Annotated in this window: 22 protein-coding genes; 11 read left to right on the top strand and 11 right to left on the bottom strand. The window is 39.7% G+C overall.

Annotated elements, in window-relative coordinates:
• Window positions 1–28 precede the first annotated feature (28 nt).
• Window positions 29–1,069, bottom strand: coding sequence for an outer membrane protein Omp38 (gene omp38, locus MKL51_RS19275; RefSeq protein ID WP_002116311.1), 1,041 nt, complete (start codon window positions 1,067–1,069; stop codon window positions 29–31).
• A gap of 379 nt (window positions 1,070–1,448) precedes the next feature.
• On the opposite strand from omp38, the gene MKL51_RS19270 reads away from it, so the two are divergent.
• From MKL51_RS19270 to MKL51_RS19260, 3 genes are all read left to right on the top strand, one after another.
• Window positions 1,449–1,964 (top strand): GspH/FimT family pseudopilin, encoded by a 516-nt coding sequence (locus MKL51_RS19270; protein ID WP_017400271.1) that lies wholly within the window; start codon window positions 1,449–1,451, stop codon window positions 1,962–1,964.
• Window positions 1,965–2,072: 108 nt separating this feature from the next.
• Window positions 2,073–3,248, top strand: coding sequence for a thiolase family protein (locus MKL51_RS19265; RefSeq protein WP_270904387.1), 1,176 nt, complete (start codon window positions 2,073–2,075; stop codon window positions 3,246–3,248).
• Window positions 3,249–3,377: 129 nt separating this feature from the next.
• Entirely contained in the window at window positions 3,378–3,821 is a 444-nt protein-coding gene (locus MKL51_RS19260; RefSeq protein WP_005072758.1) for a VOC family protein, read from the top strand.
• Between the two features lie 51 nt (window positions 3,822–3,872).
• Here the strand turns inward: MKL51_RS19260 and MKL51_RS19255 are convergent, their stop codons facing one another.
• The 6 genes from MKL51_RS19255 to MKL51_RS19230 all read right to left on the bottom strand — a co-directional run bounded on the left by MKL51_RS19255 (window position 3,873) and on the right by MKL51_RS19230 (window position 11,683).
• Window positions 3,873–4,226, bottom strand: a complete 354-nt coding sequence (locus tag MKL51_RS19255) for a DMT family transporter (RefSeq protein WP_032042223.1) — start codon at window positions 4,224–4,226, stop codon at window positions 3,873–3,875.
• 82 nt (window positions 4,227–4,308) lie between these two features.
• Window positions 4,309–4,794 (bottom strand): DUF934 domain-containing protein, encoded by a 486-nt coding sequence (locus tag MKL51_RS19250; RefSeq protein WP_017400273.1) that lies wholly within the window; start codon window positions 4,792–4,794, stop codon window positions 4,309–4,311.
• Complete coding sequence (locus MKL51_RS19245) at window positions 4,787–6,430, bottom strand: nitrite/sulfite reductase (RefSeq protein ID WP_032006037.1); 1,644 nt, start codon at window positions 6,428–6,430, stop codon at window positions 4,787–4,789. The genes MKL51_RS19250 and MKL51_RS19245 overlap by 8 nt, the downstream gene beginning before the upstream one ends.
• A gap of 166 nt (window positions 6,431–6,596) precedes the next feature.
• Window positions 6,597–9,002: a glucose/quinate/shikimate family membrane-bound PQQ-dependent dehydrogenase gene (locus tag MKL51_RS19240; RefSeq protein ID WP_032006039.1), complete on the bottom strand. Its 2,406-nt coding sequence runs from the start codon at window positions 9,000–9,002 to the stop codon at window positions 6,597–6,599.
• Window positions 9,003–9,176: 174 nt separating this feature from the next.
• Window positions 9,177–10,409, bottom strand: a complete 1,233-nt coding sequence (locus MKL51_RS19235; protein ID WP_080947650.1) for a carbohydrate porin — start codon at window positions 10,407–10,409, stop codon at window positions 9,177–9,179.
• A 155-nt stretch (window positions 10,410–10,564) separates the two neighbouring features.
• Complete coding sequence (locus tag MKL51_RS19230) at window positions 10,565–11,683, bottom strand: CaiB/BaiF CoA transferase family protein (protein WP_032006043.1); 1,119 nt, start codon at window positions 11,681–11,683, stop codon at window positions 10,565–10,567.
• Between the two features lie 210 nt (window positions 11,684–11,893).
• Here MKL51_RS19230 and MKL51_RS19225 point away from each other — a divergent pair, with 210 nt between their 5' ends.
• The 5 genes from MKL51_RS19225 (at window position 11,894) to MKL51_RS19205 (ending at window position 17,732) form a co-directional block, all read left to right on the top strand.
• The gene (locus MKL51_RS19225; protein WP_002116561.1) at window positions 11,894–12,904 is read left to right on the top strand and encodes an AraC family transcriptional regulator; all 1,011 of its coding nucleotides are present in this window, start codon (window positions 11,894–11,896) and stop codon (window positions 12,902–12,904) included.
• 169 nt (window positions 12,905–13,073) lie between these two features.
• Window positions 13,074–14,279, top strand: coding sequence for an acetyl-CoA C-acetyltransferase (locus MKL51_RS19220; protein ID WP_025468516.1), 1,206 nt, complete (start codon window positions 13,074–13,076; stop codon window positions 14,277–14,279).
• 18 nt (window positions 14,280–14,297) lie between these two features.
• Window positions 14,298–16,433 (top strand): 3-hydroxyacyl-CoA dehydrogenase NAD-binding domain-containing protein, encoded by a 2,136-nt coding sequence (locus MKL51_RS19215; RefSeq protein WP_032052665.1) that lies wholly within the window; start codon window positions 14,298–14,300, stop codon window positions 16,431–16,433.
• A 165-nt stretch (window positions 16,434–16,598) separates the two neighbouring features.
• A complete protein-coding gene (locus MKL51_RS19210; protein ID WP_001280981.1) occupies window positions 16,599–16,856 on the top strand; it encodes a hypothetical protein in 258 nt (85 codons plus the stop codon).
• 15 nt (window positions 16,857–16,871) lie between these two features.
• Window positions 16,872–17,732: a patatin-like phospholipase family protein gene (locus MKL51_RS19205; RefSeq protein ID WP_032006047.1), complete on the top strand. Its 861-nt coding sequence runs from the start codon at window positions 16,872–16,874 to the stop codon at window positions 17,730–17,732.
• A 29-nt stretch (window positions 17,733–17,761) separates the two neighbouring features.
• On the opposite strand, the gene MKL51_RS19200 is transcribed toward MKL51_RS19205, so the two are convergent.
• The gene (locus tag MKL51_RS19200) at window positions 17,762–18,181 is read right to left on the bottom strand and encodes a GNAT family N-acetyltransferase (RefSeq protein WP_017482173.1); all 420 of its coding nucleotides are present in this window, start codon (window positions 18,179–18,181) and stop codon (window positions 17,762–17,764) included.
• A 12-nt stretch (window positions 18,182–18,193) separates the two neighbouring features.
• Window positions 18,194–19,405, bottom strand: coding sequence for a class I SAM-dependent methyltransferase (locus MKL51_RS19195; RefSeq protein ID WP_032006048.1), 1,212 nt, complete (start codon window positions 19,403–19,405; stop codon window positions 18,194–18,196).
• Window positions 19,406–19,533: 128 nt separating this feature from the next.
• Between MKL51_RS19195 and trhA the strand changes: the two genes are divergently transcribed.
• Both trhA and MKL51_RS19185 read left to right on the top strand, forming a co-directional pair.
• Window positions 19,534–20,175, top strand: a complete 642-nt coding sequence (gene trhA / locus MKL51_RS19190) for a PAQR family membrane homeostasis protein TrhA (protein ID WP_017482175.1) — start codon at window positions 19,534–19,536, stop codon at window positions 20,173–20,175.
• A 132-nt stretch (window positions 20,176–20,307) separates the two neighbouring features.
• Window positions 20,308–21,618, top strand: a complete 1,311-nt coding sequence (locus MKL51_RS19185; RefSeq protein ID WP_017482176.1) for an MFS transporter — start codon at window positions 20,308–20,310, stop codon at window positions 21,616–21,618.
• Window positions 21,619–21,684: 66 nt separating this feature from the next.
• On the opposite strand, the gene MKL51_RS19180 is transcribed toward MKL51_RS19185, so the two are convergent.
• On the bottom strand, window positions 21,685–22,128 hold the full coding sequence (locus MKL51_RS19180; protein ID WP_032006050.1) for a hypothetical protein: 444 nt from the start codon (window positions 22,126–22,128) through the stop codon (window positions 21,685–21,687).
• Window positions 22,129–22,259: 131 nt separating this feature from the next.
• Window positions 22,260–24,980, bottom strand: coding sequence for a preprotein translocase subunit SecA (secA, locus tag MKL51_RS19175; protein ID WP_017482177.1), 2,721 nt, complete (start codon window positions 24,978–24,980; stop codon window positions 22,260–22,262).
• A gap of 407 nt (window positions 24,981–25,387) precedes the next feature.
• On the opposite strand from secA, the gene MKL51_RS19170 reads away from it, so the two are divergent.
• Entirely contained in the window at window positions 25,388–26,038 is a 651-nt protein-coding gene (locus MKL51_RS19170; protein WP_017482178.1) for a peroxiredoxin, read from the top strand.
• Window positions 26,039–26,137: the final 99 nt, after the last annotated feature.

The raw sequence follows: 26,137 nt of genomic DNA, 5'->3' as shown, positions 1-26,137 counted from the left end.
TCGCTTTTTTACTGTTCAAAAACTCAAATTATTGAGCTTGTTGACCAGGTTGAACAACTACAGTACGGCTACCAGTGATTGTCGCGAATACACGACGGTTCATAGCACGACCTTCTTTAGTTTTGTTGTCAGCAATCGGTTGATCCCAAGCGAAGCCTTGAGTAGACAAACGAGATGCATCAACGTTGTATTCGTTTACAAGAGCTGATTTAACAGAGTTAGCACGAGCTAAAGATAAACGTTCGTTCAATTTACGTGGACCAGTGTTATCTGTGTGACCTTCGATACGTGCAGTAGCGTTAGGGTATTCAGTTAACTTCTCAGCAACTTTAGCGATTTCTGGTTTGTATTGGTCTTTGATATTTGATTTGTTAGTATCAAAGAACACGCGAAGTTCCATGTTAAGATCTTCAGTTAACTCTTGTGGTTGTGGAGCAACTGGAGTTGGTTCAACTGGAGCAACTTCCACTACAGGAGCAGCAGGCTTCAAGTGACCACCAAGAACTACGTTCAAACCAGCAAGAGCTGTATAGTTCCAGAATTTTTCGTCAAAGTTATAAGTACCACGAGCTTCTGTACGAAGAGATAAAGCATCGTTCAAGCGGTAGAAAGCACCTACACCTGCGTTACCTAAAGTACCTTCTTCGCCATCATGATATGCTAAACGAGCATCATCAAACTCATATTTGTAGTGACCAGCACCTAACAATACATATGGCTTAATTTTGCTGTCATAGTTTTTTGTGATTAAATCAGAAGTAACATAGAAATTACCATTGATTTGTTTTTGTTTGTATTCACCGTAGTTAGGATCTACATCACCTTTAACTTGGTTATATTCAGCTTCGAAACCTAACCATGGTGTTAACTCAATACCAAGAGCTGCACCAACGAATAAATCGTCTTGTAATTCAGGTCCGTTAGTTAACTCGCCTTTGTCACCACCATTGTTGTGTTGGCTGTCTTGGAAAGTGTAACCAAGCAATAATGGAGTAACAGTTACGCCAGCATTAGCAGCAGCTAATGGAGCAGCGACAAGCATAGCAAGTGCAATACGACTCAATTTCATGGATATCCTCCAGAGATAACAATTGTTGTTCAAGCTCAGCCTAAATTTATTGGCCCCTGAGATATTTTCACCCCAGTATTATTTTTAAGCTATTCACATTTGAATCATACAAACACTTGATAGACTTTCCAAGTGCTTGATAATTTTAATCAAGTAAATTATTGACAAAATTACTTACAATTTCCGTTGTAATTCGGTAATTTTTCACTCAACTAGCAAATATGAACAACTTCTTTCTTTCGCTTACGGTGATTTTACCAGTATTCTAGCATCCTGATAACCTTTATTTAATTTTGTGTTTCCTCACTATAAAAATCATTATAAATCATTGATAGAAAGCATAAAATCAAAATACCTATTTATATATTAAGGAATTTTAATGTTTAAATCTCCCGGTTTCACGTTGTTGGAACTCGCTATAACGCTCGCAATTCTTATGATTATGGCCACTATAGCGCTTCCTTTATATCATCAATTTATGGCTTCTGTAGAATTAAAAAATTCGTCTCGACTACTCACAATTCATATACAAAAAGCCAAATACGACGCAATTCTACGACATAAGAGTGTCGTACTTTGCCCAAGTGTTGATTTGTCTACATGTAATAGTAACTGGGATACAAGTCTTATAAGCTTTGTAGACACGAATCAGAATCTACAAAGAGAAAATAATGAAGAAGTATTAACCAATGTTGAATTTGCTCATCGCTACGGTTCTTTAAAATTTCAAAAGTTTGGAAAAAAACTAAATAGTATTGTATTTCAGGGCGACACAGGACTCCCACGCGAATCTAACGGCACTTTTACTTACTGTTCTTATAACCAGCTTAAAAACTTTAAATTAATTCTCAGCAAAATGGGACACACCCGTTTAGAAGACCTTAAAAATTGTTAGAACTCTACAGTCTAATGCAGAAGATATCTCTCTTTGATTTTTGCAATATACTGCCTAGGTTTTAAACATTTCTTATTTTGAGATTAAGAACAATCGGAGATTACAACAATGACTGACATCGTAATTGTAAATGGTGCTCGTACTGCCATGGGTGGTTTTCAAGGATCACTATCAGGACTTACAGCGCCTGAATTAGGTGCTGTAACGATTAAAGAAGCAATCGCACGAGCAGGTTTACAGCCTACTGATGTCGAAGAAGTCATTATGGGTTGTGTACTGCCTGCTGGCCTAAAGCAAGGTCCAGCACGTCAAGCGATGCGTAAAGCTGGCTTACCAGACTCTACAGGTGCAGTAACGATTAACAAGCTTTGTGGTTCTGGCATGAAAGCTGTTATGCAAGCCGCTGATATGATTAAAGCAGGTAGTGCTGAAGTTGTTGTTGCTGGCGGTATGGAGTCTATGACAAATGCACCTTATGTTTTACCAAAAGCACGAGCTGGCTATCGCATGGGCCATGGCGAAATTAAAGATCATATGTTCTTTGATGGGCTTGAAGATGCTGAAACTGGGCGTTTAATGGGTTCATTTGCTCAAGATATGGCCAATACTCGTGGCTATACACGTGAACAAATGGATGACTTTGCGATTCGCTCTTTAAAACGTGCTCAAACAGCAATTACTGAAGGTTATTTCAAAGACGAAATCGTTCCAGTTACTGTACCTAGTCGTAAAGGTGATGTCGTTGTTGATCAGGATGAACAACCTTTAAATGCCAAGATTGACAAGATTCCTTCACTCAAACCAGCTTTTGCAAAAGACGGTACGATTACCGCCGCAAATGCAAGTTCTATTTCGGATGGTGCATCTGCATTAATATTAACTTCAAGTGAAGTTGCAGCACAGCGCGGTTTGCAACCGCTTGCAAAAATTATCGCAACAGCGTCAAACTCTCAGCATCCTTCAGAATTTACGATCGCTCCAGTTGGTGCTATCGAAAAAGTGCTTAAAAAAGCGGGATGGAATGCGCAAGATGTTGACCTGTGGGAAATTAACGAAGCGTTTGCTATGGTTACCATGTGCCCAATTGATGATTTCAAACTTGATGCAGAGAAAGTAAATATCAATGGTGGTGCTTGTGCACTAGGTCACCCTGTAGGTTCTACGGGCTCTCGTATTATTCTTACACTTATTCATGCACTGAAACGTACTGGCGGTAAAAAAGGTATTGCTGCACTCTGTATTGGTGGTGGTGAGGCAACAGCAGTTGCAATTGAACTCATTTAATCCAAATTCATTATTTTAAAATCCCACTTCGGTGGGATTTTTTATGAAAAAACTACAAAAAATGACCCACAAAATCACTTTTAAGTTTTAACTTATTCCTTTAAACGAAAACAACAATGGACAATAACAATGCAACTCAATCACTATCTCAATTTCCAAGGTCAAGCAGAACAAGCCTTTAACTTTTATAAGTCAGTATTTGGTGGTGAATTTGGTATGTTAAGCCGTTATGGTGATATGCCAGCGCCTGAAGGTGTGACATTATCGGAAGCCGACAAAAATCTGGTTCTACATGTTTCTTTACCGATTAATGAGTACACTGTGCTTATGGCCTCAGATACAAATGATCAGTTTTGTGCCCCTAACAGCGTTTTTACCCAAGGAAATAATCACTACATCTCGATCAACCTTGAAAAAGATGAGCAAGAAAAAGCAAAACAACTTTTTGATGCGTTATCTGTTAATGGTCAAATTGAAATGCCTTTAGAAAAAACATTCTGGGGTGCATTGTACGGCGCATTTACCGATCAGTTCGGTATAAAGTGGATGGTTAACTGCCAGCTTGATACCTAATATTTTCAATATTTAGCCCTTATAGAGATACTTACTATTTCTATAAGGACTTTAAACATCGATATTGGAATATTGCGCAATAATCATTAAACCTACAGTAATAAAACCAATTCCCACCCATCCTGCCACATCGATATTCTGACCAAGAAAAATCTTTGCCAAAAAAGCTGTTGCTAATACACCTATCCCAGACCAAAGCACATATAAGATTCCAGCTTGCATATATTTCAAAGCAATAGCAGCGCATGCAAAAGAAATAATATACAAGACCAGAGCAATACCCTGAGCTGTTTTATTGACTAAGCCATTCCCCTTAGCAGAATAAAATGTTGAGAGTACATCTGTCGCAATAGCAAAAAGTAGCCACCAAGCACCAGAATTTATTTTTGAAATTAAACCTAACATTGTTGTTCTTCAGTTGAGTCATTTAAAAATTATTCATAAAAAAAAGCTGAACCTGAGTTCAGCCTTTATATTTAAAAACTATTTAAGCACCAGTTTGATAACTTGCTTGTGGTACGGCTGTTGAAGCTTGGTATGGGTTGGTAAAGTCTTGCAAACCAGCTGCCGCTTCTTGCACATCTTTACCTTCTTTAATCACAAAACTATCAAAACCTGAACGTTTCAAGTAGTTTAAGACATCCTTAAACACATCACCAGTTGCACGCAATTCGCCTTGGAAACCTTGACGGCGCAATAGTGCAGCAAATGAATAACCACGACCATCACCAAAACCTGCAAATTCAATGAAGATTGCATCAAGTTCATTTAATGGAAATGTGTGCTCTTCAGGTGAATCATTTACGGTCACATACAAAGCTTTTTTGCCTTGAACGTTAGCTAATTGATCGAGTTGAGCTGTTGTGACCACAACATCACCTTGGGGAATAACACCATCTTCAGCAATGATTTGATAAGTATTATCTGCAATCGTGCCATCTTTATAAAGCACTGGTAGAGCTGTATTAAGCATATGCACGCTCCTTAAATGGTTGAATTCCTACACGGCGATATGTATCAACAAAACGCTCACCTTCAGTACGTAGATCAAGATAAGTATTCAATACTTCTTCAATAACATCAGGCACAGCATCTGCTGCAAATGAAGGACCCAAGATGTCACCGATTGATGCATCATGGTCTGAATTACCACCTAATGTAATTTGATAGAACTCAGCGCCTTTCTTATCTACACCTAAAATACCGATGTTACCTACATGGTGGTGACCACAAGCATTCATACAACCAGAAATATTTAGATCCAAATGACCAAGATCATAAACTTTGTCTAAGTCATCAAAACGACGTGTAATCGCTTCAGCAATTGGAATTGATTTCGCATTTGCAAGTGAACAGAAATCACCGCCTGGGCAACTAATGATATCGGTAATAAAGCCGATATGTGCGCGTGCCATATTTTGTTGTTCAAGCGCTTGCCATACATCGAACAAATCTTTTTGAGGTACATCTGCCAAAGCAATGTTTTGTTCGTGAGTCGTGCGAAGTTCACCAAACGTATATTTATCAGCAAGATCTGCAATAAAGTTCATTTCTTCGGTGGTCATATCACCTGGCGCAATACCTGCGCGTTTTAGAGAAATCGTAACAATACGATAGCCCTTCACTTTATGCGCATGCGTGTTGATATTGAACCACTGTTTGAATTTTGGATGTTCAGCAAATAAAGCTGTGAAGTCTTCATCTGTCAAATCTTGGTAAGCAAATGGAGTGAACTCTTCATCCAGTTTTTTCAAGATTTCTGGCTGAATCTTCAATGCTTCACGTGTATGTTCGAATTCAGCTTCAACTTTCTGTGCAAACACTTCAGGAGTTAATGCTTTAACTAGAATTTTGATACGTGCTTTATATTTGTTATCACGACGACCATGCAAGTTATAAACACGTAAAACCGCTTCTAAGTAAGCAATTAAATCTTCACGTGGTAAAAACTCACGAATCACGCTACCGATGATTGGGGTACGGCCTAAACCACCACCAGCCATAATTTTATAGCCGATTTCACCTGCTTCATTACGCACGATATAAACACCAATATCGTGGAATGCAGTTGCCGCACGATCTTTTTCTTCAAGTGCAGAAACAGCAATTTTGAACTTACGTGGCAAGAATGCAAATTCTGGGTGGAATGTACTCCACTGACGAATCAACTCACATGTTGGACGTGGGTCTGCAATTTCACCAGCAACCACACCTGCATATTGGTCAGTTGTCGTGTTACGAATACAGTTACCACTGGTTTGAATGGCATGCATTTGTACAGTTGCAAGTTCAGCCAAAATGTCTGGCACATCTTCAAGTGCAGGCCAGTTTAACTGAATGTTTTGACGTGTAGATACATGTGCATAACCACGGTCATAAGCAGTTGAAACTTCAGCGACTTTACGTAATTGTTTAGAATTCATTAAGCCATACGGCACAGCAATACGCAGCATAGGCGCATAACGTTGCACATATAAACCATTTTGCAAACGTAATGGACGATATTCATCTTCAGAAAGTTTGCCAGCTAAATAGCGTTCTGTTTGATCACGGAACTGAGCAACTCGCTCATTAACAAGCTGCTGGTCGAAATCGGTATATAAATACATGGCGTATGGCTAGTAGATTCATTATTAAGGCGGATAGCATAGCGAGCTTTTATTCATCAATAAAATGCTTTTTTTGCATATTTAATAACGGTTTTATTGATAAGCTTTAATATAAATCGACATAAAAAAAGCCCGGATAAATCCAGGCCCTTTCTATAAAAGCTTTTTATTTGTTATCTGGTAAGGCATAAGCCACTAAATAGTCGCCCATTTTCGTACCAAATGAACCATGACCACCAGCCATGATCACAACATATTGCTTACCATTGATTTCATAAGTCATTGGTGTTGCTTGTCCACCTGCTGGTAAACGCGCTTCCCAAAGTTTCTTACCGTTAGTAACGTTAAACGCACGTAAGTAGTTATCTTGAGTTGCACCAACAAACATGACATTACCGGCAGTAGAAATTGAACCACCTAAACCAGGCACACCAATTTTCACAGCTGGTAACTGGAACAAGTTCGGCAAGCTATCACGGATTGTACCAATACGTTTTTTCCATACCACTTCATGAGTTTTCAAATCAACGCCAGCTACATAGCCCCAAGCCGGTTGTTTACAAGGTAAACCAAGCGGAGATAAGAATGCGCTAATTTCAACACCATACGGTACGCCGTACATCGGTTGTACGCCCTGCTCAGTTCCTGCACCTTTTGCAGTTTGTGCACGGTTTGGATCAGCAGGAATTAAACGACTGACGAATGGCAGACCAATCGGGTTCATTACAGCAACCTGACGATCAGGGTTAACTGACATACCGCCCCATTCAAATACACCTAAGTTACCAGGGAAAACTAAAGTACCGTTTTCAGATGGTGGCGTATAAATACCATCGTAATTTAGACGTTTGAAAGATACACGACACATGAGCTGATCAAGCATAGTGGCACCCCACATGTCTTTATCAGTCAATTTATCTTGTGGAGCCAAGTTCAAGTCAGAGAATGGCTGAGTTTTTGAATAGAACTCACCTTTAGTTTGTGGTCCACGTTTAACTGTTTGTGGAACTGGTTTCTCAGTTACAGGAACAATCGGTTGACCATTACGGCGATCAAGCACAAAGGCATTACCTGTTTTCGTCAATACATAGATTGCAGGAACAGTTTGGCCAGCTTTGTTTTTGATATCAGCTAAAGATGGTTGAGATGGTACGTCCATATCCCATAAATCGTGATGGGTTGTCTGGAAGTTCCACACTAATTTACCAGTAGAAGCATTAATCGCTAACATTGAGTTTGCATAACGCTCTTTCAGCTCGGTACGGTCACCCCCCCAGATATCTGGTGTACCTACACCTGTTGGTACATAAACAATATCAAGTTTGGCATCGTATGCTAAAGGTGCCCACGCATTTGGTGAGTTATGAACAAAAGTAGTTCCTTCGCCCGGCATTGCATTTGGATCTGCTGCGCCAGTATCAAATACCCAAAGAAGTTTACCAGTGTTAACGTCGTATCCACGAATCACACCAGATGGCTCTTTATTTGAGTAGTTATCTGTTACCGAACCAGCAATCACAACAGTTGAACCAGTCACGATACCAGGAGATGTCGGGTTATAACCGCCTGGATAAGCATATGGCATGAACTCTTGTAAGTTCACTTGACCATTTTGACCAAAGTCAGTACATGCTTTACCAGTGTCAGCATTTACAGCCACTAAACGGCCATCGTTGACTGGTACAAATACCTTACGTGGACATTGTGTAGAGCTAGATTTCTTGCTTTGAAGACTCGTTGCAAACTCAGTTGTATTGTTTGCATCGTAGTACATCACACCACGACAAGTTAAATGCTGGAACGATTTATCCGTTTTAAGTTTCGGATCAAAACGCCATTTTTCTTTACCTGTAGCAGGATCAATCGCAATTAACTGCTGGTGAGCTGTACAGATAAACATGTTGTTACCGATTTTAATCGGTGTAACCTGATTGGTCGTTTCGCCAGAGTCGTTATCTGTCTTAAGATCGCCAGTACGTAAAGTCCAGGCAACTTTCAAGTCTTTTACGTTTTGATCATTGATCTGTTTCAATGGAGAATAACGCACACCTGCTTGAGTACGACCATAAGCTGGCCAATCACTTTCAGCAACACCAGGCACGGCTTGAGCTGTTTCTGGTTGAGGTGTTTTGATTTCACCATTAATTTCTTGCGGATCATTGAAGATAGAATAAACCATCAACACGATTGCAATTGCTAAAGTTGAAGATAAGGCAATCTTACTTGATCCAAGGTTGTTGATTCCACGAGTTACAGCCGGAACCAATAACCATAAACCAAGAATACCTAAAATATCTAAACGTGGTGCAAGCGCCCAAAAGTCTGTTCCAACTTCCCAGACACTCCAGATAATAGTTCCTAGCATTAATGCAGCATAAAACCACAAAGCAGTAGAAGCACGCTTGTAGAGTTGCCATGCAACAATGAGGAGTAATACTCCAGCTATAATGTAGTAAATTGAACCGCCTAGTGTAGCGAGCCAAATACCTCCAATTAACAGGAATAACGCCAGTAACCCAATAATAATTACGGTAAAAGTCGTTAAACCTGATCTTGAAGTAGGTTGATTCATAAACCACCTCTTATCAATCATCATTTTTATAGGAAAGATGTGCCAAGAACCTTATAGAAAAATGGCATCACCAATACATCTAAAACAAATTCAGGCATCAAGAAAAAACGGAAGGTCAGGATAATTCAATCAATGATTTAGCCCTCGACAATCCGTTTTTCGGAGTAATTACGCTTAGAATGCAGTTGAGAATTTAATACCGCCAACCCAAGTGTTATCACCATTTTTTAATGCACCAACATGACGAACATATTGCACATTTGGACGAATAGTTAACCAGTTAGTGGCATGAATACCGTAGTAAAGCTCGGTATTGTATTCAGTGTCATATTCTTTAGTTTGAACATCGTTCCAATCATCATTGATATGGATACGAGCCACACCGAGTGCCAACTCATCTTGAGGACGTTGATTGAGCAAACCTTTATAGACCAAGCCTACATTTTGCATGTTATCAATTTTGTTGGTATCAGAGTCGTGGAAAGTCAGATTCACAAAACCTGTCAAACCGCGATCTGTTTGATCAGCAGGCTGGAATAATTTTTGTTTTGCAGTTACCCACACCCCTTGTTTATGAGATGTTTGAGCCTTATTCGTAATTTCTTCGGCGTCAGCAGTGCTGTAGTAATAACCTAAACGGTATTCACCAGCCATACTTTGAACACCTAATTTAGGTGACCAAACTACTTCGGCAGGAATAATTGCACCGTGAGAACCATCAGTACTTAAGTTAAAACCTTTACCTCGGTCCAGATTTTCCGGGTTGTATTCATATACACCAACTTGCGTATATAAATCAGGCTGCAAGTTATATTTAACACGCATTGCCCATTGGCTTACTGGCCAGTTATACCACTGATCGCCCACCCAGTTACCGACCTGCGAACCACAAAGTGCCAAGTTCTGGAAATCACAGTCAAAACTATTAAAGTCTTCACCTTCACCAAAACGACCAACTTTCACATCTAACTTCTGGTCAAGGAATTTCTTCTTGATCCATAAATCTGTTAAACGCCAAGTTTGCTCACGCCCCCACACTTCTTGCACCGAGCTTAAGTGCCCTGCTAAAGCTGGTGAATGTTCAGAAAGCGACTGCCCATCACGATATGTTAATGTGATTTGAGCTTCAGTATCTTGCCAACCTAAAATTTTATTTAGGTCAAAATGAGTTCCTAGTGCAAGTTGCCCCGTATAAGCACTACCATGCGTAGACGTATTTTTTGAATCTAAAATACCGGCATATTCGCCGGTATATCCAAAAGAAAAATCATAACCTTGTGCTTGTAACGCGGTGCGTTGACCGTTCCAATCACCCAACATCCAAGGACTATTTGGGTCGAATGCAGCAGCAGCTTGTGCATGCTGTATAAAAAGAGTAATTGATAAAACGGATAAACAGGAAGCCATCAAGGATTTATGTGTTTTCATGTTTACATACCTTTTATGTCTTTGTTTATAAAGGGTACGCTAATTTTATGTAAAGAAATTATTCAAAATGTTAATCGATTGATTAATCTAATAATAATCTTAATACACATTGTATGAAAAATGGCCCCAGCTCTTTACCACTGCCCTTCACCAAGTTTTTGACCTATAAAGGAATATCTCATTTTCGATCTTGAAAACTTAATTGGACAAGCCAATTGTGGTTCTGTATCCACTGTATTATTTTGCAAAGGTACATCCACAATCCATCCACGTTCTTGTGCTAAAGGCGAGTTCAAGGACTCAGTTAGGCTTAAAACAGGTTCTACACACACATCAAGATTTGCAAAAATTTCATGCCATTCTTTAAATGATTTCGTTTTAATTTTCTCTTGAATAGCTTGTTTAACTTCCTGTCGGTCTTCGACATCTAAGGAAGCACCTTTTTGTAATAATAAAGGCAAATCAAGCGCCACTGATAAACCAGACATAAATTGTGGCTCAAGACTACCTATTGAAAGATAACGACCATCTTGAGTCATATAATAGTCATAAAAAATACCGCCATTGAGCATGCCATGCTCTGGAGCCTGTTCAACTTGTGCCGCAAGTGTAGCGGATGCGGCCATACTATTGAGGCTAGCAACACAATCGGTCATGGAAATATCAATATATTGTCCCATTCCACTACGTCCACGTTCGACAACCGCAGCTAAAATTGCAATGACAGCATGAAGTGAACCACCTGCAATGTCTGCAACTTGAATACCGAGTGGTGGTGGACCACTGTCTTGTCGGCCGCTATATCCAGCAATACCTGCTAAAGCTAAATAGTTAATGTCATGCCCAGCTCTGTCTTTATAGCTCCCTGTTTGTCCATAACCTGTAATTGAACAATAAATGAGACGTGGGTTAATTTCGGCAAGTGTCGCGTAGTCTAAACCGAGACGACGCATAACATCAGGTCGGAACTGCTCTATGACAATATCAAACTCAGAAATTTTGGCTTTAATCAGATCAATACTCGCTTTATCTTTTAAATCCAGAACAATCGACTGTTTATTTCGGTTTAAATAACTATGTGCTGTTGCTTGACCATTTGCATATGGTGGCATGATTCGGATTAAATCAGGACGTGATGGAGATTCGATATGGATGACTTCTGCTCCCATATCGGCCAAATACATTGTGGCAAAAGGTCCAGGTAAGAGCGTCGAGAAATCGAGAACTTTAAGTCCATTTAATGCTGTCGTCATCGTATTTTTAACCACTATTATTCGAATTTTCTTTTATATTAGTTAAGCAAATATACTAAAACAATGTCATGTTCAGCCATTTACCTTGATCATTTCGGCAATTTAACATGTAAAAAGTGCTTTTACTCTGTTGTAAATCGCCAATTTATTTTTTTAGACGGTCATTTAGGTCAATTTAAAGTGAACATCAAAGAGACTGAAGGATTCAATATGAGTCGCGATACGATTAGCATCCACTTCGTGAATGCGGCTTTGACAGGCGTAAAACGCCTTGGCATGGATGTTGAAATGCTCCTTTCACATGTGGGTATTGAAGCGGAATTATTACGTCAACCTAAAGCTCGAATCTCACCAGAACAATACACTCGTTTTATAAAAATGTTGTGGATGGTCACACAGGATGAACACGTTGGATTTGACGTACAACCACGTCGTCTGGGCACTTTTGCCATTATGTGTCAGTTGATTATTCACGCAAAAACATTGGGCCAAGCCCTTGAACTGTCATCTCAATTCTACAAATTATTTGGCGATGAATGGTCTGTAACTCTAGAGCGTGACAAACATGAAGCACGTCTAGTTCCCCTCATTCCGAAAACTTTAGATCCAGACCATTTCATTACTGAAAGTATGCTGATGATTTGGCACGGTCTAGCATCATGGTTGATTGAACGTCGTTTGCCATTAGAGCGCGTTCATTTTAGCTATCCACGTCCTGCACATGCCGATGAATATGATGCATTATTTTTTGCACCAGTCATGCAGTTTGATGCACCACGTACTGAAATTACCTTTGCAGCTGATTATCTTGATTTACCAATCCGCCAAGATGAAAAAACGCTAGAAGAATTCTTAAAAGCAGCTCCTGCTCAGCTTTTAGTGAAATTCAAAAACACCAACTCGCTAACTTCTCGTATTCGTGAAGTACTCAAAAGCCAAATTGGTGAAGAAATGCCAACGCTTAATGACGTTGCATCAATGTTATATTTATCTCCTCAAACCTTACGCCGCCGCTTGGCTGCCGAAGGTAAAAGCTACCAAGGTGTAAAAGATGCTTTACGCCGAGATGCTGCAATTCACTTGTTACTCAACCCTGAGTTAACACTTGAAGATGTTGCTCAACAAGTTGGCTTTAGTGAAACCAGTACCTTCCACCGCGCATTTAAAAAGTGGACGGGTGTAACACCTGGCCTATATCGCCAGCTACATGGTTATCACTAATTCTCAAATCTCTTTAGTTTCACATTTAGCCCAAGTTCAACTTGGGCTTTTTTGTATTTCTATTGGCAAAAATCATCACCTGACTGGTGCGCTTATCGTCATTGCGTTGCCTTTTAAAACCAGTACACTCAAAACACAACAAAGTTTAAGTAATAAAAAAGGAACTGTTATGAGCGAGGCTTATATTATTGATGCCATTCGCACCCCACGCGGAAAAGGAAAAAAAGATGGCTCTCTTTACGAAGTAAAACCAATTACATTATTGACCACCTTATTAAATGAATTACAACAACGCCATCAACTCGATACCTCTAAAGTCGATGACATTGTTTTGGGGTGTGTAACACCAATTGGCGATCAAGGTGGTGATATTGCCAAAACTGCAGCGATTGCAGCAGGTTGGAATGATGATGTTGCTGGGGTGCAAATCAATCGCTTTTGTGCATCAGGTTTAGAAGCAGTCAACATGGCAGCCATGAAAGTCCGCTCTGGTTGGGAAGATTTAGTAGTTGCTGGTGGCGTTGAATCAATGTCACGCATTCCAATGGGTTCCGATGGCGGACCATGGGCTCTAGATCCAGAAACAAATCTTAAGTCATCATTTGTTCCACAAGGTATCGGCGCTGACCTCATTGCAACCCTAGATGGCTATAGCCGTGAAGATGTTGATAATTTTGCTGTAAAGTCCCAACAAAAAGCGGCAGCAGCTCAATCAAATGGTTATTTCAATCACTCAGTCGTACCAGTAAAAGATCACGCAGGTGTGGTGATTTTAGAGAAAGATGAATTTATTAAAGGCAATACCACACTCGAAGGCCTAGCAAAGCTCAACCCAAGTTTTGAAATGATGGGCCAAATGGGCTTTGATGCAGTCGCTTTACAAAAATATCCAGAAGCACAAAAAATCAATCATGTTCACCATGCAGGTAACTCATCAGGCATTGTCGATGGAGCAGCTGTAGTTTTATTAGCTTCTGAAAAAGCGGTAAAAGAACAAAACTTAAAACCACGCGCTAAAGTTTTGGCGACTGCATTAGTTGGTACCGACCCAACCATTATGCTGACTGGCCCTGCGCCTGCTGCACGTAAAGCTTTAGAAAAAGCTGGCCTCACGATTGATGATATTGACCTATTTGAAGTCAACGAGGCATTTGCAGCAGTTGTTATGCGTTTTATTAATGAGCTCAATGTCCCTACTGAAAAAGTCAACGTAAATGGTGGTGCGATTGCTTTAGGTCATCCATTAGGTGCAACAGGTGCCATGATTTTAGGTACTTTACTTGATGAGCTTGAACGACAAGATAAAAAGCGCGGTTTAGCGACCCTCTGTGTTGGCGGTGGGATGGGTATTGCCACCATTATTGAACGCGTATAAAAATTAGGGATATAAAAGATGAGTGCAATTCAATACGAAAAAAATGCCGACAATATTGTCATTTTAACGCTTGATTCAACTGGTCAATCTGCGAACACTATGAATGCTGAGTTTCGTGACTCGCTTGATGAAGCAACTCAGAAACTTAAAGCAGAAACAGAACTTTCAGGTGTTATTTTCCGCTCGGCTAAAAAAACTTTCTTTGCAGGCGGTGATTTAGATGAGCTAATCCAAGTTCAGCCTGAACACGCAACTGACTTTTTCAATATGGTTGAAAAGCTAAAAGGTCATTTACGTACAATTGAAACACTAGGGATTCCAGTGATTGCAGCATTAAATGGCACTGCACTTGGCGGTGGTTGGGAAATTGCATTAAGTTGCCATCACCGTATTGCAATCAATGACCCGAAGAGCAAATTTGGTCTACCAGAAGTTACTTTAGGTTTGTTACCGGGTGGCGGCGGTATTGTGCGTATGGTACGTCTCCTCGGACTTCAAAATGCGTTCCCATTTTTAATGGAGGGCAAACAGTTCGGTGTTGATAAAGCAAAATCTTTAGGCTTAATTCATGACACTGCCGAAAATGAACAAGAACTTTTAGATAAAGCAATTGCTTGGATCAAGGCCAATCCAAAATCTCAGCAGCCATTTGATGTGAAGGGTTATAAAATTCCGGGTGGCGATCCAAAAACTCCAGCAGTTGCACAAGTTCTTGCAATTGCACCAGCCATGTTAAAAGACAAAACCAAAGGTTGTTACCCTGCCCCTGAAGCAATTATGGCTGCCGCAGTTGAAGGTGCACAAGTTGATGTCGATACTGCTTTACGTATTGAGTCTCGCTACTTTACTCAGCTTACAACAGGTCAAATTTCTAAAAATATGATCGGCACTTTCTGGCATGGTCTAAATGCAATTAAGTCTGGTGCTAGTCGTCCTGCCGACGTTCCAAAATGGCAAGCGACTAAAGTTGGTGTATTGGGTGCAGGCATGATGGGTGCAGGTATTGCTTATTCAACAGCCATTAAAGGCATTCCAGTTGTACTTAAAGATGTATCTGTTGAAAATGCTGAGAAAGGTAAAGCTTACTCACAAAAGCTCTTAGATAAACGTGTTTCACAAGGCCGCATGACCGCAGAAAAACGTGATCAGATTTTATCTCTCATCACGGCGACAGCTTCCGCTCAAGATCTTCAAGGTTGTGATTTAATTATTGAAGCGGTATTTGAAAATCAAGAACTCAAAGCTAAAGTCACTCAAGAAGCCGAGCAATATCTAGCGCCTAACGGTGTGATGGCATCAAACACCTCAACCCTGCCAATTACAGGTTTAGCTCAGGCAAGTAAGGATGATAAAGCTTTTATCGGTCTGCATTTCTTTAGCCCTGTCGACAAAATGCAGTTGGTTGAGATTATTAAAGGTAAAAACACCTCCGCAGAGACACTTGCCAAAGCTTACGACTTTGTACAACAAATTGGAAAAACACCGATTGTTGTCAATGATAGCCGTGGTTTCTTTACCAGTCGTGTGTTTGGTACTTTCATTCAAGAGGGTATGCGCTTGCTTGCCGAAGGTGTCCACCCAGCGCGTATTGAAATGGCAGCACTGAAAGCTGGTATGCCAGTTGGCCCCCTCGCTATTCAAGATGAAGTATCTTTAACATTAACCGAACATGTTGCCAGTGAAGCACGCAAAGCTCTACAAGCCGAAGGAAAAGATTTACCTAAAACTTCTGTAGATGAAGTGGTTCACACCATGATTCATGAGTTAAACCGTAAAGGTAAAGCTGCTGGAGCTGGTTTTTATGAATACCCTGAAAATGGTAAAAAGCATCTATGGGAAGGCTTAAACCGCTGGAAAAAAGATCATGATATTTCTGAACAAGATATGATTGATCGCATTCTGTTTGTACAGGCCTTAGATACTTTACGTTGTTATGAAGAAGGCGTATTGGAGTCTGTAATTGATGCCAATGTCGGTTCTATCTTTGGGATTGGTTATGCACCTTGGACTGGAGGAGCAATTCAATTCCTAAATCAGTATGGTACTGATAAAGCACAAAAACGTGCAGAAGAATTGGCTGCCAAATATGGTGAACGTTTTACACCACCAGCTTTACTAAAAACCAAAGCTGAGCAGAAACAAAATATTCAGTAATTTAGTCTTATTGAATATTTAAAAAACTGCATAAACCTTACCCATATAAATATATTTTATTTATATGGGTTTTTCTTTATGACCTTTAAGATTCCTGCCCCCTGCCTAAATATGCTATAAATAGACTTCATTTTTGTGCTTCTACAGCACATTCGAGAAATTCTTATGTCCGATAAAAATTCTTCCGAGTCAGCAATTTTAGGCTGGAAATTTGTTCTGATCGTTGGTGTTTTAAGTGCAATTTTCCTTGGCTTTTTTTATTTAGCAATGAGTAATGAACCTGACTATATGCCAGGTGCACAGCGCAAAGCACAACAAGAGCAAATGCAGCAAAAGGCTGAACACTCTACAGAGCAACACGCTCAACATAGTGACAACATGCCTGAAATGGATATGCAAGAACATAAGCAATCAACTCAGTAATCAGATATTTTTCAAATGACAGATTTTTCCCGCAACGCACTGGTTGTAGAAGGTGGAGGCATGCGTGGTGCCTTTACCAGTGGTGTACTTGACGCGTTTTTACAACAACAGTTCAACCCATTCGATTTATATGTTGGTGTATCGTCTGGTTCAACTAATGTCGCCAACTATCTGGCAGGCCAGCAAGGCCGCACTTTAACATTTTATATTGATCATTCACTGCGTCCTGAATTTATCGATTACAAGCGCTTTTTTAAGGGCGGCGATTTACTTGATTTAAAATGGATGTGGGAAATTGGTGAGCAAGAGCATCCTCTTGATCAACAGAGTCTTTTTGCCAAAAATCCTGATTTTTATATGGTGTTGACGCATGCCAAAACAGGTCATGCAGAATATCTTCGTGCGGGTAAAGACAATTTACTCAATGCGCTTCGTGCTTCTAGCTCAATTCCAGTTTTAACGCGTCATCCCGTCGATATTATGGGTGAACCTTATTTTGATGGGGGTGTTGCAGATGCCTTACCCGTTCGCTGGACAGCTCAGCAAAGTGGCGTCAAAAAAATGTTAGTTTTACGTACTCGTCCGAAAAACTATTTCAAAGCAAGTAGTCTAGGTGATCAATTCCTCGCAAAATATGCGTTTAAACATCATTATGGTTTTGCAAACAGCTTACGTAGCCGTTGTGCTCGTTATAACGCGTCGGTAGAGTTTGTTCGTGGTCAAAACTCAGACCAGCAAATTTTAGAAGTTGGCCCACCGCCTCTTAAGAATATGGCTGGCCGTTTAACTACCAATCCGAAAAAGCTTCGCTACAGTTATGAAGTTGGTTTAGAAACAGGACTACAGGCAATTGAAAGCTGGAATGCAATGAAATAAATCTAAATTGAGATTTCTAAAAAGAAGTCTCAATTTAACTCTAAAACCATATCAATATGTGGAATGCCACAGTCTTCATAAACCTCCCCCTGCACTTTAAAACCTAAAGCTTCGTAAAAAGCTGTCACATAGGATTGTGCTGAAAGCTTTAAGTAAGGCAATTTATGTTGGCGCGCATATTCAATAATATGCTGCATTAAAATTTTACCTATACCCTGCTTTCGATAAGGCATTAAAACAGCAACACGCCCTACGCTATGCTGCGGCAACAAACGTGCTGTAGCGATAGGCTGCTCTTTGTCATAGACAATAAAATGTAGAACTGTGGCATCCAAGTCGTCCCATTCATCTTCAGGTGCAATTCCTTGCTCTTGAATAAAGACTTGTTCACGGATGTATTTCGCATCTTGCTCAAGCTGTTCCCAACCATCCTCTACAATTTTATACATCCATTCACCTTCCTAGCACTTACAGCCGATATTTTCGATCGGCAACTGATCTTGCAATAACAATTCCAACGTTTGTTTTTTAATACCATACATTTCTTTCAATGCTTGGATTTGAGACATAATCTTGGCGTCAGGTTGTGAAACGTTTTTGCGTTTTGTCGCCAAAATCATTTTATTTTTGCTGGTGTGTTCAAGCGATACAAACTCAAAAACTTTGGTTTCATAACCATACGCTTTTAAAAGTAACGCACGTAAAGTGTCAGTTAACATCTCGGCTTGTTGCCCAGCATGAATACCAAACTGTAGCATTGGCTGTAAAACTTCTGGGCTATGTAATTGTGGGCGCAACTCTTTGTGACAACATGGCGCGCACATAATCATCGAAGCGTTTAAACGAATTCCTGTATGAATAGCAAAGTCAGTCGCAATATCACACGCATGTAAGGCAATCATTACATCCAACTTTTCTGGTTGATAACTACGAACGTCACCTTCAAAAAAATCTAAATGATTGAAATGAACTTTGTCTGCAACGTTCTGGCAAAACTCCACCAAATTACGGCGCAGCTCTACACCAGTAATGAATGGTGTTTTCTGTTGTTGTTGCAGATAATCATACAATGCAAAAGTTAAATAACCTTTCCCTGATCCAAAATCGACAATGCGTAACTCTTGTGGAGACGCATCAATTTGTTCATAGGCACTTGCAAAAATTTCGATAAATTTATTAATCTGTTTCCACTTACGAGCCATGCTTGGAATGACCTGAGCTTTTTCATCAGTAATACCCAGCTCTTTTAAAAATGCATTGCCCTGCTGTAGATAGCGCTGCTTTTCACGGTCATGCGCCTGAACCGTTTGTGTCGCATTTACCGCCTGCTTTTTCCCCATATTCAATATGGCTTTTTTCTTATTTTTTTTAAGTTGAATTTCTTGAGTAGTCGAAAATAAGTTTGCTTGCTTACACTGAATGATTAATTGCTCAATCTGTTGCAAACCTTCTTGAAATGAATAGTTTTTAGTCACATCTTGGGTCGTATGATGGTATAGAGCTGAAAGCTGTTTTTGTCCATGTAGCTCTACAACGCGGAAAGTGATTTTTTCCAGTTGCGCCAACTCTCCCTTATATTGGCTCAAGATCAAACGCTCAAAAGCTTGTTGGTCAAGCATTTGCTTGATTTCATAAAAGAATTGCTGTTCTTGCTCAAAGGAGAAAACCGACACGGATATACCTAAAAAATGAAGACTCATATAAAATAGAAGTTTAAAGGGTCTAGGATTAAAAATAAAATAACTTTACGACTGTTTTTTATTTCTATACATTTGTATTTTTAATCAAAAAAATTAAAGTTATGAGTAAATCTGTGTTGGAAACTTACGATCCAAAAGAAGAACTATTTAATGCCTATAGTCATGGTGCTGGTGTTGTTATGGCAGTTGTAGCTTCTATCTTTTTAATTATAAAGGGATCTTATCTTCCAACTGCTCAGTGGGTGGGCTTATGGGTATACTCATTTAGTCTCATTCTAGTTTTTACCAGTTCTACACTTTATCATTTTGCTCAAACACAAAACCTACGCTACTGGTATAAAAAACTCGACCACACTGCTATTTATTATTTAATTGCTGGAACATATACCCCGTTCTTAAGCATTGCTATACCTACACAAAAAGCTCATATTTTACTTATTGCTCTCTGGAGCATTGCTGCAATTGGTACACTTTTCAAGTTAGTTTTTATTCATCGTTTTCAGAAAATTTCGCTACTTGCTTATGTTCTTATGGGGTGGCTTGCTGTATTTGTTATGGATGATATGCGCACCTATCTGAGTAAAGACGCGTTGATTTTGTTAATTATTGGCGGATTAGCTTATACGGTTGGAGCATTGTTTTACGCGTTAAAAAAGGTAAGATATACCCATGCGATCTGGCATATTTTTGTGCTTTTAGGTGCAGGGGCACATTTTCTTGCAATCTATTGGTACGTAGTTTAGTCCATTTTTCACTCATATTCAGTGATCCTGAAAGAGTCATGGATGATGTTCTTTCACGCTATTCTTTGAGAAAAATACGTCTTTAAAAAGAGTAGTCATTAAAAATAAATTTTAACAGATATAAGGACTTATATGGAGTCAACTTCTGCGACTGCTGCTCCTGTAGTAGCCACTAATTCAAAAACACGAGTTTTGTTTGCAAGCTTAGTCGGTACAACCATTGAGTTCTTCGACTTTTATATCTATGCAACAGCTGCCGTGATTATCTTTCCTCACCTATTTTTTCCTGCTAGTAGTGGCAGTGCCGCAGTCTTACAATCTCTGGCAACCTTTGCAATTGCCTTTATTGCTCGTCCTATCGGTGCCGCATTATTTGGCCATCTAGGAGACCGTATCGGTCGTAAAGCAACTCTAGTTGCAGCTTTACTGACCATGGGTATTTCAACCGTATGTATTGGTTTACTTCCAACTTATGCTCAAATCGGAATTATCGCACCATTACTATTAGCTGTTTGTCGTTTAGGACAAGGCTTAGGTTTAGGCGGTGAATGGAGCGGCGCAGTATTATTAGCGACTGAAAATGCCCCAGAAGGTAAAAGAGCATGGTACGGGATGTTTCCACAGCTAGGTGCTCCAATTGGCTTTATTCTGGCAACAGGTTCATTCTTATTATTGAGTGCAGTTATTCCTGAGCAAGCATTCATGCAATGGGGTTGGCGTATTCCATTCATTGCCAGTGCTGTATTGGTTATTGTTGGCTTATATATCCGTTTAAAACTTCATGAAACTCCAGCTTTCCAGAAAGTCTTAGATAAGCAAAAAGAAGTTAATATTCCATTTAAAGAAGTCTTAACCAAACATACAGGTAAGCTTATTCTTGGTACAGTTGCAGCAATCTGTACCTTTGTTGTGTTCTATCTTACTACCGTATTTGCCTTAAACTGGGGAACCACTAAACTGGGTTATGCGCGTGGAGAGTTTTTAGAACTTCAATTGTTTGCCACACTTTGCTTTGCCGCATTTATTCCTTTATCTGCTATTTTTGCAGAAAAATTTGGTCGGAAAACAACTTCTATTGGCGTCTGTATCGCTGCTGCGATTTTCGGCTTGTTCTTCTCTAGTATGTTAGAGTCTGGAAATACCTTAATCGTATTCCTTTTCTTATGTACTGGCTTGGCGATTATGGGCTTAACCTATGGTCCAATTGGTACAGTTCTTTCTGAACTTTTCCCAACTTCAGTTCGATATACAGGTTCAGCATTAACTTTTAACTTGGCTGGTATTTTTGGTGCATCGTTTGCCCCACTGATTGCGACTAAACTTGCTGAAACTTATGGTTTATATGCGGTTGGTTATTATCTTACTGCTGCATCACTTTTATCACTTATCGCATTCTTACTCATTCGTGAAACAAAAAATGATGATGTGAATAATCAGATTTAAAGTTGTAAAGACACCCCCATAAAAAAGCCAGTTCAATTTGAACTGGCTTTTTTATACGTATATGAATTAATTAATTGATGCAGGATTTGCGGGAGCAACACTATTTGTTGCAGCTGGCGCTGTTACATTGCTTGCTGCAACTGCTGCTGGTCCTGCTACTGCTGCTTCACCAATTAAAGCAACTTTTGCTTTTTCTTGGCTTTTTGCAGAAAGAGCTGGGTTACTTGCCACAATTCGATTAATGTTTGCTGAGTTTGCCGGAGCAATCGCTGTAGTTTGTAAAATAATTGGGCGATTACCTGTGTTACCCAACGTATAGCGAATACCTGTACGTGGACTAATCACTGTAGTATTTTCTTGCTTCACTACAGCTTGAGCCGAAGTTGGGCCTTTTGCTGCAAGTACTTTGTCAACCGTTGTCGTTTGAGGGGCTGAAGCTGCTTCTGCTGCAAAAACAAAACTTGGTACAGCAAGAACAGTTAAAAATAAAGGTTGTAATACTTTTTTCATTGTCTTTCCAACATACACTCTGGATGAGAAGTAAATAGCATTTAATGCTTAAAACTGCAAACATTATTCACAGGCTTACTACAAACATAAAAAAAGCAGAACAATTGTTCTGCTTTTTTTGTGAAGGCAGATTAGATCTTACCGTGACATTGCTTATATTTTAATCCTGAACCACATGGGCATGGGGCATTACGGCTTTCTGGAACAGGGAAAGCTTGCTGATCGGCAGACTCGTTCATGGTTTCTTGAGAAAGTGTAACTTCACCAGTTAAACCATCTACATCATCATGTTCAAAAGAAAGCTTCATTGATTCAGCTTGCTGCTGCTGTTGAGCTTCCATTTCTGCAAGTTCTTCTGGTGTTGGGATATGTACACGAGACAAATCAGTTACAACATCAGTTTTAATAATACCCAACATGTTTACGAACAAGTTGAAGGCTTCTTTCTTATATTCCTGCTCAGGGTTCTTTTGCGCATAGCCACGTAAGTGAATACCTTGACGCAAATAATCCATTGCAGCCAAGTGATCTTTCCAATGGCGATCAAGAGAGTTTAAAACGAAATGGCGCTCAAGCATTGCTGCTGATTCATCACCCATTTGAGCACGGCGCTGACGATAACGCTCAATTACTTCATCGCTAATACGCTCAACCAAACCTTCTTCATCTAAACGACGATCTTGGTCTAACCATTCTTGAATTGGAAGCTCAATACCTAAATCAATACGTAAAGCATTTTCTAAACCTTCCACATCCCACTGGTCATGAATTGACTCTGGTGGAATAAAGTTAGCAATCATGCCTTGCATCACTTCACGATGCATTTCTTCAACGTATTCTTTTAAGGTGTTTTCAGCTAATACTTCATCACGTTGTGAATAAATAATCTTACGCTGTTCATTATTCACGTCATCGTATTTCAACAAGTTCTTACGAATATCGAAGTTACGCGCTTCAACTTTACGCTGAGCATTCTCAATCGAACGGCTCACCATTTTATGTTCAATCGCTTCATCTTCTTTTAAACCCATCGCGCGCATCATACCAACGACACGGTCGCCTGCGAAAATACGCATAAGGTCATCTTCAAGAGATAAATAGAAGCGAGAAACACCAGGGTCACCCTGACGACCGGCACGACCACGTAACTGGTTATCAATACGACGTGATTCATGGCGTTCAGAACCAATGATATGCAAACCACCGGCTTGCAATACATCTTCGTGGTCTTGTTCCCATTGTGCTTTTAGACGTGCTTCATCTTCTGCTGTTGGGTTTTCAAGTTTGGCAAGCTTAGCTTTCCAGTTACCACCCAAGATAATATCCGTACCACGACCAGCCATGTTAGTTGCAATCGTTACTGCATTCGGGCTACCCGCTTGAGCAATAATGTCAGCTTCACGCTCATGCTGCTTTGCATTCAAAACTTCATGATGAATACCAGCTTGCATTAGCTTAGAAGATAAAATTTCGCTGGCTTCAATGGTTGCTGTACCAATCAAAATTGGAGCAACACCCTGCTGACGAATATTCATAATTTCTTGAATAATCGCGTTATATTTGCCGTTACGGTTTAAATAAATTAAATCGTTTTGGTCGTTACGAATCATTGGACGGTGAGTTGGAATAATCACAACATCAAGACCGTAAATTTCTTTCATTTCCGCAGCTTCAGTATCAGCAGTACCTGTCATACCTGAAAGCTTTTTATAGAGACGGAAATAGTTCTGGAATGTTGTTGTCGCTAAAGTTTGGTTTTCAGGCTGAATTTCTAAGCCTTCTTTTGCTTCAACAGCTTGATGCAAACCTTCTGACCAACGACGACCAGGCATCGTACGACCCGTATGTTCATCGACAATAACCACTTCACCATCATGAATAATATAGTGAACATCACGTTGGAATAGGAAATGCGCACGAATAGCAGCAGATACATGGTGAACAAGGTTCAGGTTTGTTGCTGAATATAAGCTTTCGCCTTCAGCCAACAAGCCCATCTGAATAAGTTCTTGTTCAACAGTTTCATAACCAACCTCGGTCATTTCAACTGAACGCTGCTTTTCATCAATCCAGAAATGCCCACCATCTGCTACTTTTTCTTCTTTTTGCGGATGTAATTTAGGTGGAATCGTATTGATTGCACTGTAGAGGTGTGAAGAGTCTTCACTTTGACCAGAAATAATTAATGGTGTACGAGCCTCATCAATTAAGATGGAGTCAACTTCATCGATAATGGCATAGTGCAAACCACGTTGTTTCTTTTCTGCTAAAGAAAACACCATGTTGTCACGTAAATAGTCAAAACCGAATTCGTTATTGGTACCGTAAGTAATATCGGCAAGGTAAGCTGCCGCTTTTTCTGACGGACCTTGCATTGAATAAATCGTACCAATTGATAGACCCAAAAATTCAAATAATGGGCGGTTCAACTCGGCATCACGCTGTGCCAAATAATCGTTCACAGTAATGACATGTACACCTTGGCCACTCAAAGCGTTTAAATAACACGCCAGAGTACCCATAAGGGTTTTACCTTCACCAGTACGCATCTCGGCAATCTTACCTTCATGTAAAGTAATACCACCGATTAACTGAACGTCATAGTGACGCATACCCATCACACGCTTAGCAGCTTCACGACAAACTGCAAACGCTTCTGGAAGTAATTTATCTAAACTTTCGCCATTATTATAACGTTGTTTGAATTCTGGAGTTTTTGCAGATAAGTCTGCATCGCTTAAAGCTGATATCGTCGGCTCGAGCGCATTGATTTGCTCAACAATTTTGCGCATGCGTTTGAGTTCACGCTCATTTTTTGTACCGAAGATACCTCCGATCAGACTTGCCAACATGGATAAACTCTCTAAATCTTGCTTGGTCAAATGAATAAACTTTTTCTCAGTCGTTTATTATGGTGCCAGAAATTTGAAGTACAAGGGGTTTGCACAAAACCCCTAAAAAAAAACTGATAGTTAGACGAATGGTTTTTTCATTCATCTAATCTCCCCTTAATGTGCCGAGCACCAAAAACACACCATTAACGCTCATCGATTAAGCATAACTTCCGAGAAATCTAATTTAGCAAATTTACCTTAAAGTTACATTGATTAAGCACTTAAAATAATGAGTTTTAGTCATATATATTTACACTTATATAAAAAGTTCATAATAAAATACAAAAACAATAATTTTAATCATAAAGTAAATGCTGCATATTCATTCAATCGAATAACAAATTATGCGCAATTGAGGAACGATCATGACACTACGATTAGGAGATACTGCTCCCGATTTTCAACAAGAATCGAGTGAAGGCACAATTAATTTTTATGATTTTTTAGGGGATAGTTGGGGAATCTTATTTTCACATCCAGCCGACTATACTCCCGTATGTACAACTGAATTAGGTTATACAGCAAAATTAAAAGATGAATTTACGAAGCGTAATGTTAAAGCGATTGCTTTGTCAGTAGATGATGTAGAGTCTCACAAAGGCTGGATCAACGACATCAATGAAACACAAAATACAACTGTAAACTTTCCAATCATTGCAGATAAAGATCGTAAAGTATCTGAGCTTTATGGTTTCATCCATCCTAATGCCAGTGAAACACTCACGGTGCGTTCTTTAGTAATTATTGATCCTAACAAAAAAGTTCGCTTAATCATTACCTACCCTGCTTCGACGGGCCGAAATTTTAACGAAGTCTTACGTGTTGTGGATTCATTACAATTAACAGACAAGCATAAAGTCGCTACACCTGCGAACTGGCAGCAAGGTGAAGATGTCGTTATTGTGCCATCACTTAAAGATGAAGAAGAAATTAAACAACGTTTCCCTAAAGGTTATACGGCTGTTAAACCTTATTTACGCCTCACGCCACAGCCTGAAAACAATAAAACCGACTAAAGGTTTTATTGCTTGCAAGACAAACGCAGTGCGTAGGCAAATATCTGAAAAATTCCCTACAAGACAAGCAAAGCGCGTAGGCACACTTAGATTAAATAT

The sequence above is a fragment of the Acinetobacter sp. AOR18_HL genome (genome assembly GCF_027855145.1).
In the GTDB taxonomy this organism is placed as follows: domain Bacteria; phylum Pseudomonadota; class Gammaproteobacteria; order Pseudomonadales; family Moraxellaceae; genus Acinetobacter; species Acinetobacter pittii.
Note: the sequence above shows the minus strand (reverse complement) of the source record. Positions and strands in the feature narration are given on the sequence as shown.

Bases quoted from the DNA above. Each gene is read 5' to 3' on its own strand.
- omp38 (WP_002116311.1), bottom strand. From the start codon at position 1,069: ATGAAATTGAGTCGTATTGCACTTGCTATGCTTGTCGCTGCTCCATTA.
- trhA (WP_017482175.1), top strand. From the start codon at position 19,534: ATGAGTAAATCTGTGTTGGAAACTTACGATCCAAAAGAAGAACTATTT.
- MKL51_RS19185 (WP_017482176.1), top strand. From the start codon at position 20,308: ATGGAGTCAACTTCTGCGACTGCTGCTCCTGTAGTAGCCACTAATTCA.
- MKL51_RS19250 (WP_017400273.1), bottom strand. From the start codon at position 4,794: ATGCTTAATACAGCTCTACCAGTGCTTTATAAAGATGGCACGATTGCA.
- MKL51_RS19270 (WP_017400271.1), top strand. From the start codon at position 1,449: ATGTTTAAATCTCCCGGTTTCACGTTGTTGGAACTCGCTATAACGCTC.
- MKL51_RS19205 (WP_032006047.1), top strand. From the start codon at position 16,872: ATGACAGATTTTTCCCGCAACGCACTGGTTGTAGAAGGTGGAGGCATG.
- MKL51_RS19210 (WP_001280981.1), top strand. From the start codon at position 16,599: ATGTCCGATAAAAATTCTTCCGAGTCAGCAATTTTAGGCTGGAAATTT.
- MKL51_RS19200 (WP_017482173.1), bottom strand. From the start codon at position 18,181: ATGTATAAAATTGTAGAGGATGGTTGGGAACAGCTTGAGCAAGATGCG.
- MKL51_RS19230 (WP_032006043.1), bottom strand. From the start codon at position 11,683: ATGACGACAGCATTAAATGGACTTAAAGTTCTCGATTTCTCGACGCTC.
- MKL51_RS19235 (WP_080947650.1), bottom strand. From the start codon at position 10,409: ATGGCTTCCTGTTTATCCGTTTTATCAATTACTCTTTTTATACAGCAT.
- MKL51_RS19220 (WP_025468516.1), top strand. From the start codon at position 13,074: ATGAGCGAGGCTTATATTATTGATGCCATTCGCACCCCACGCGGAAAA.
- MKL51_RS19265 (WP_270904387.1), top strand. From the start codon at position 2,073: ATGACTGACATCGTAATTGTAAATGGTGCTCGTACTGCCATGGGTGGT.
- MKL51_RS19180 (WP_032006050.1), bottom strand. From the start codon at position 22,128: ATGAAAAAAGTATTACAACCTTTATTTTTAACTGTTCTTGCTGTACCA.
- MKL51_RS19170 (WP_017482178.1), top strand. From the start codon at position 25,388: ATGACACTACGATTAGGAGATACTGCTCCCGATTTTCAACAAGAATCG.
- MKL51_RS19255 (WP_032042223.1), bottom strand. From the start codon at position 4,226: ATGTTAGGTTTAATTTCAAAAATAAATTCTGGTGCTTGGTGGCTACTT.
- MKL51_RS19260 (WP_005072758.1), top strand. From the start codon at position 3,378: ATGCAACTCAATCACTATCTCAATTTCCAAGGTCAAGCAGAACAAGCC.
- MKL51_RS19225 (WP_002116561.1), top strand. From the start codon at position 11,894: ATGAGTCGCGATACGATTAGCATCCACTTCGTGAATGCGGCTTTGACA.
- MKL51_RS19245 (WP_032006037.1), bottom strand. From the start codon at position 6,430: ATGTATTTATATACCGATTTCGACCAGCAGCTTGTTAATGAGCGAGTT.
- secA (WP_017482177.1), bottom strand. From the start codon at position 24,980: ATGTTGGCAAGTCTGATCGGAGGTATCTTCGGTACAAAAAATGAGCGT.
- MKL51_RS19215 (WP_032052665.1), top strand. From the start codon at position 14,298: ATGAGTGCAATTCAATACGAAAAAAATGCCGACAATATTGTCATTTTA.
- MKL51_RS19240 (WP_032006039.1), bottom strand. From the start codon at position 9,002: ATGAATCAACCTACTTCAAGATCAGGTTTAACGACTTTTACCGTAATT.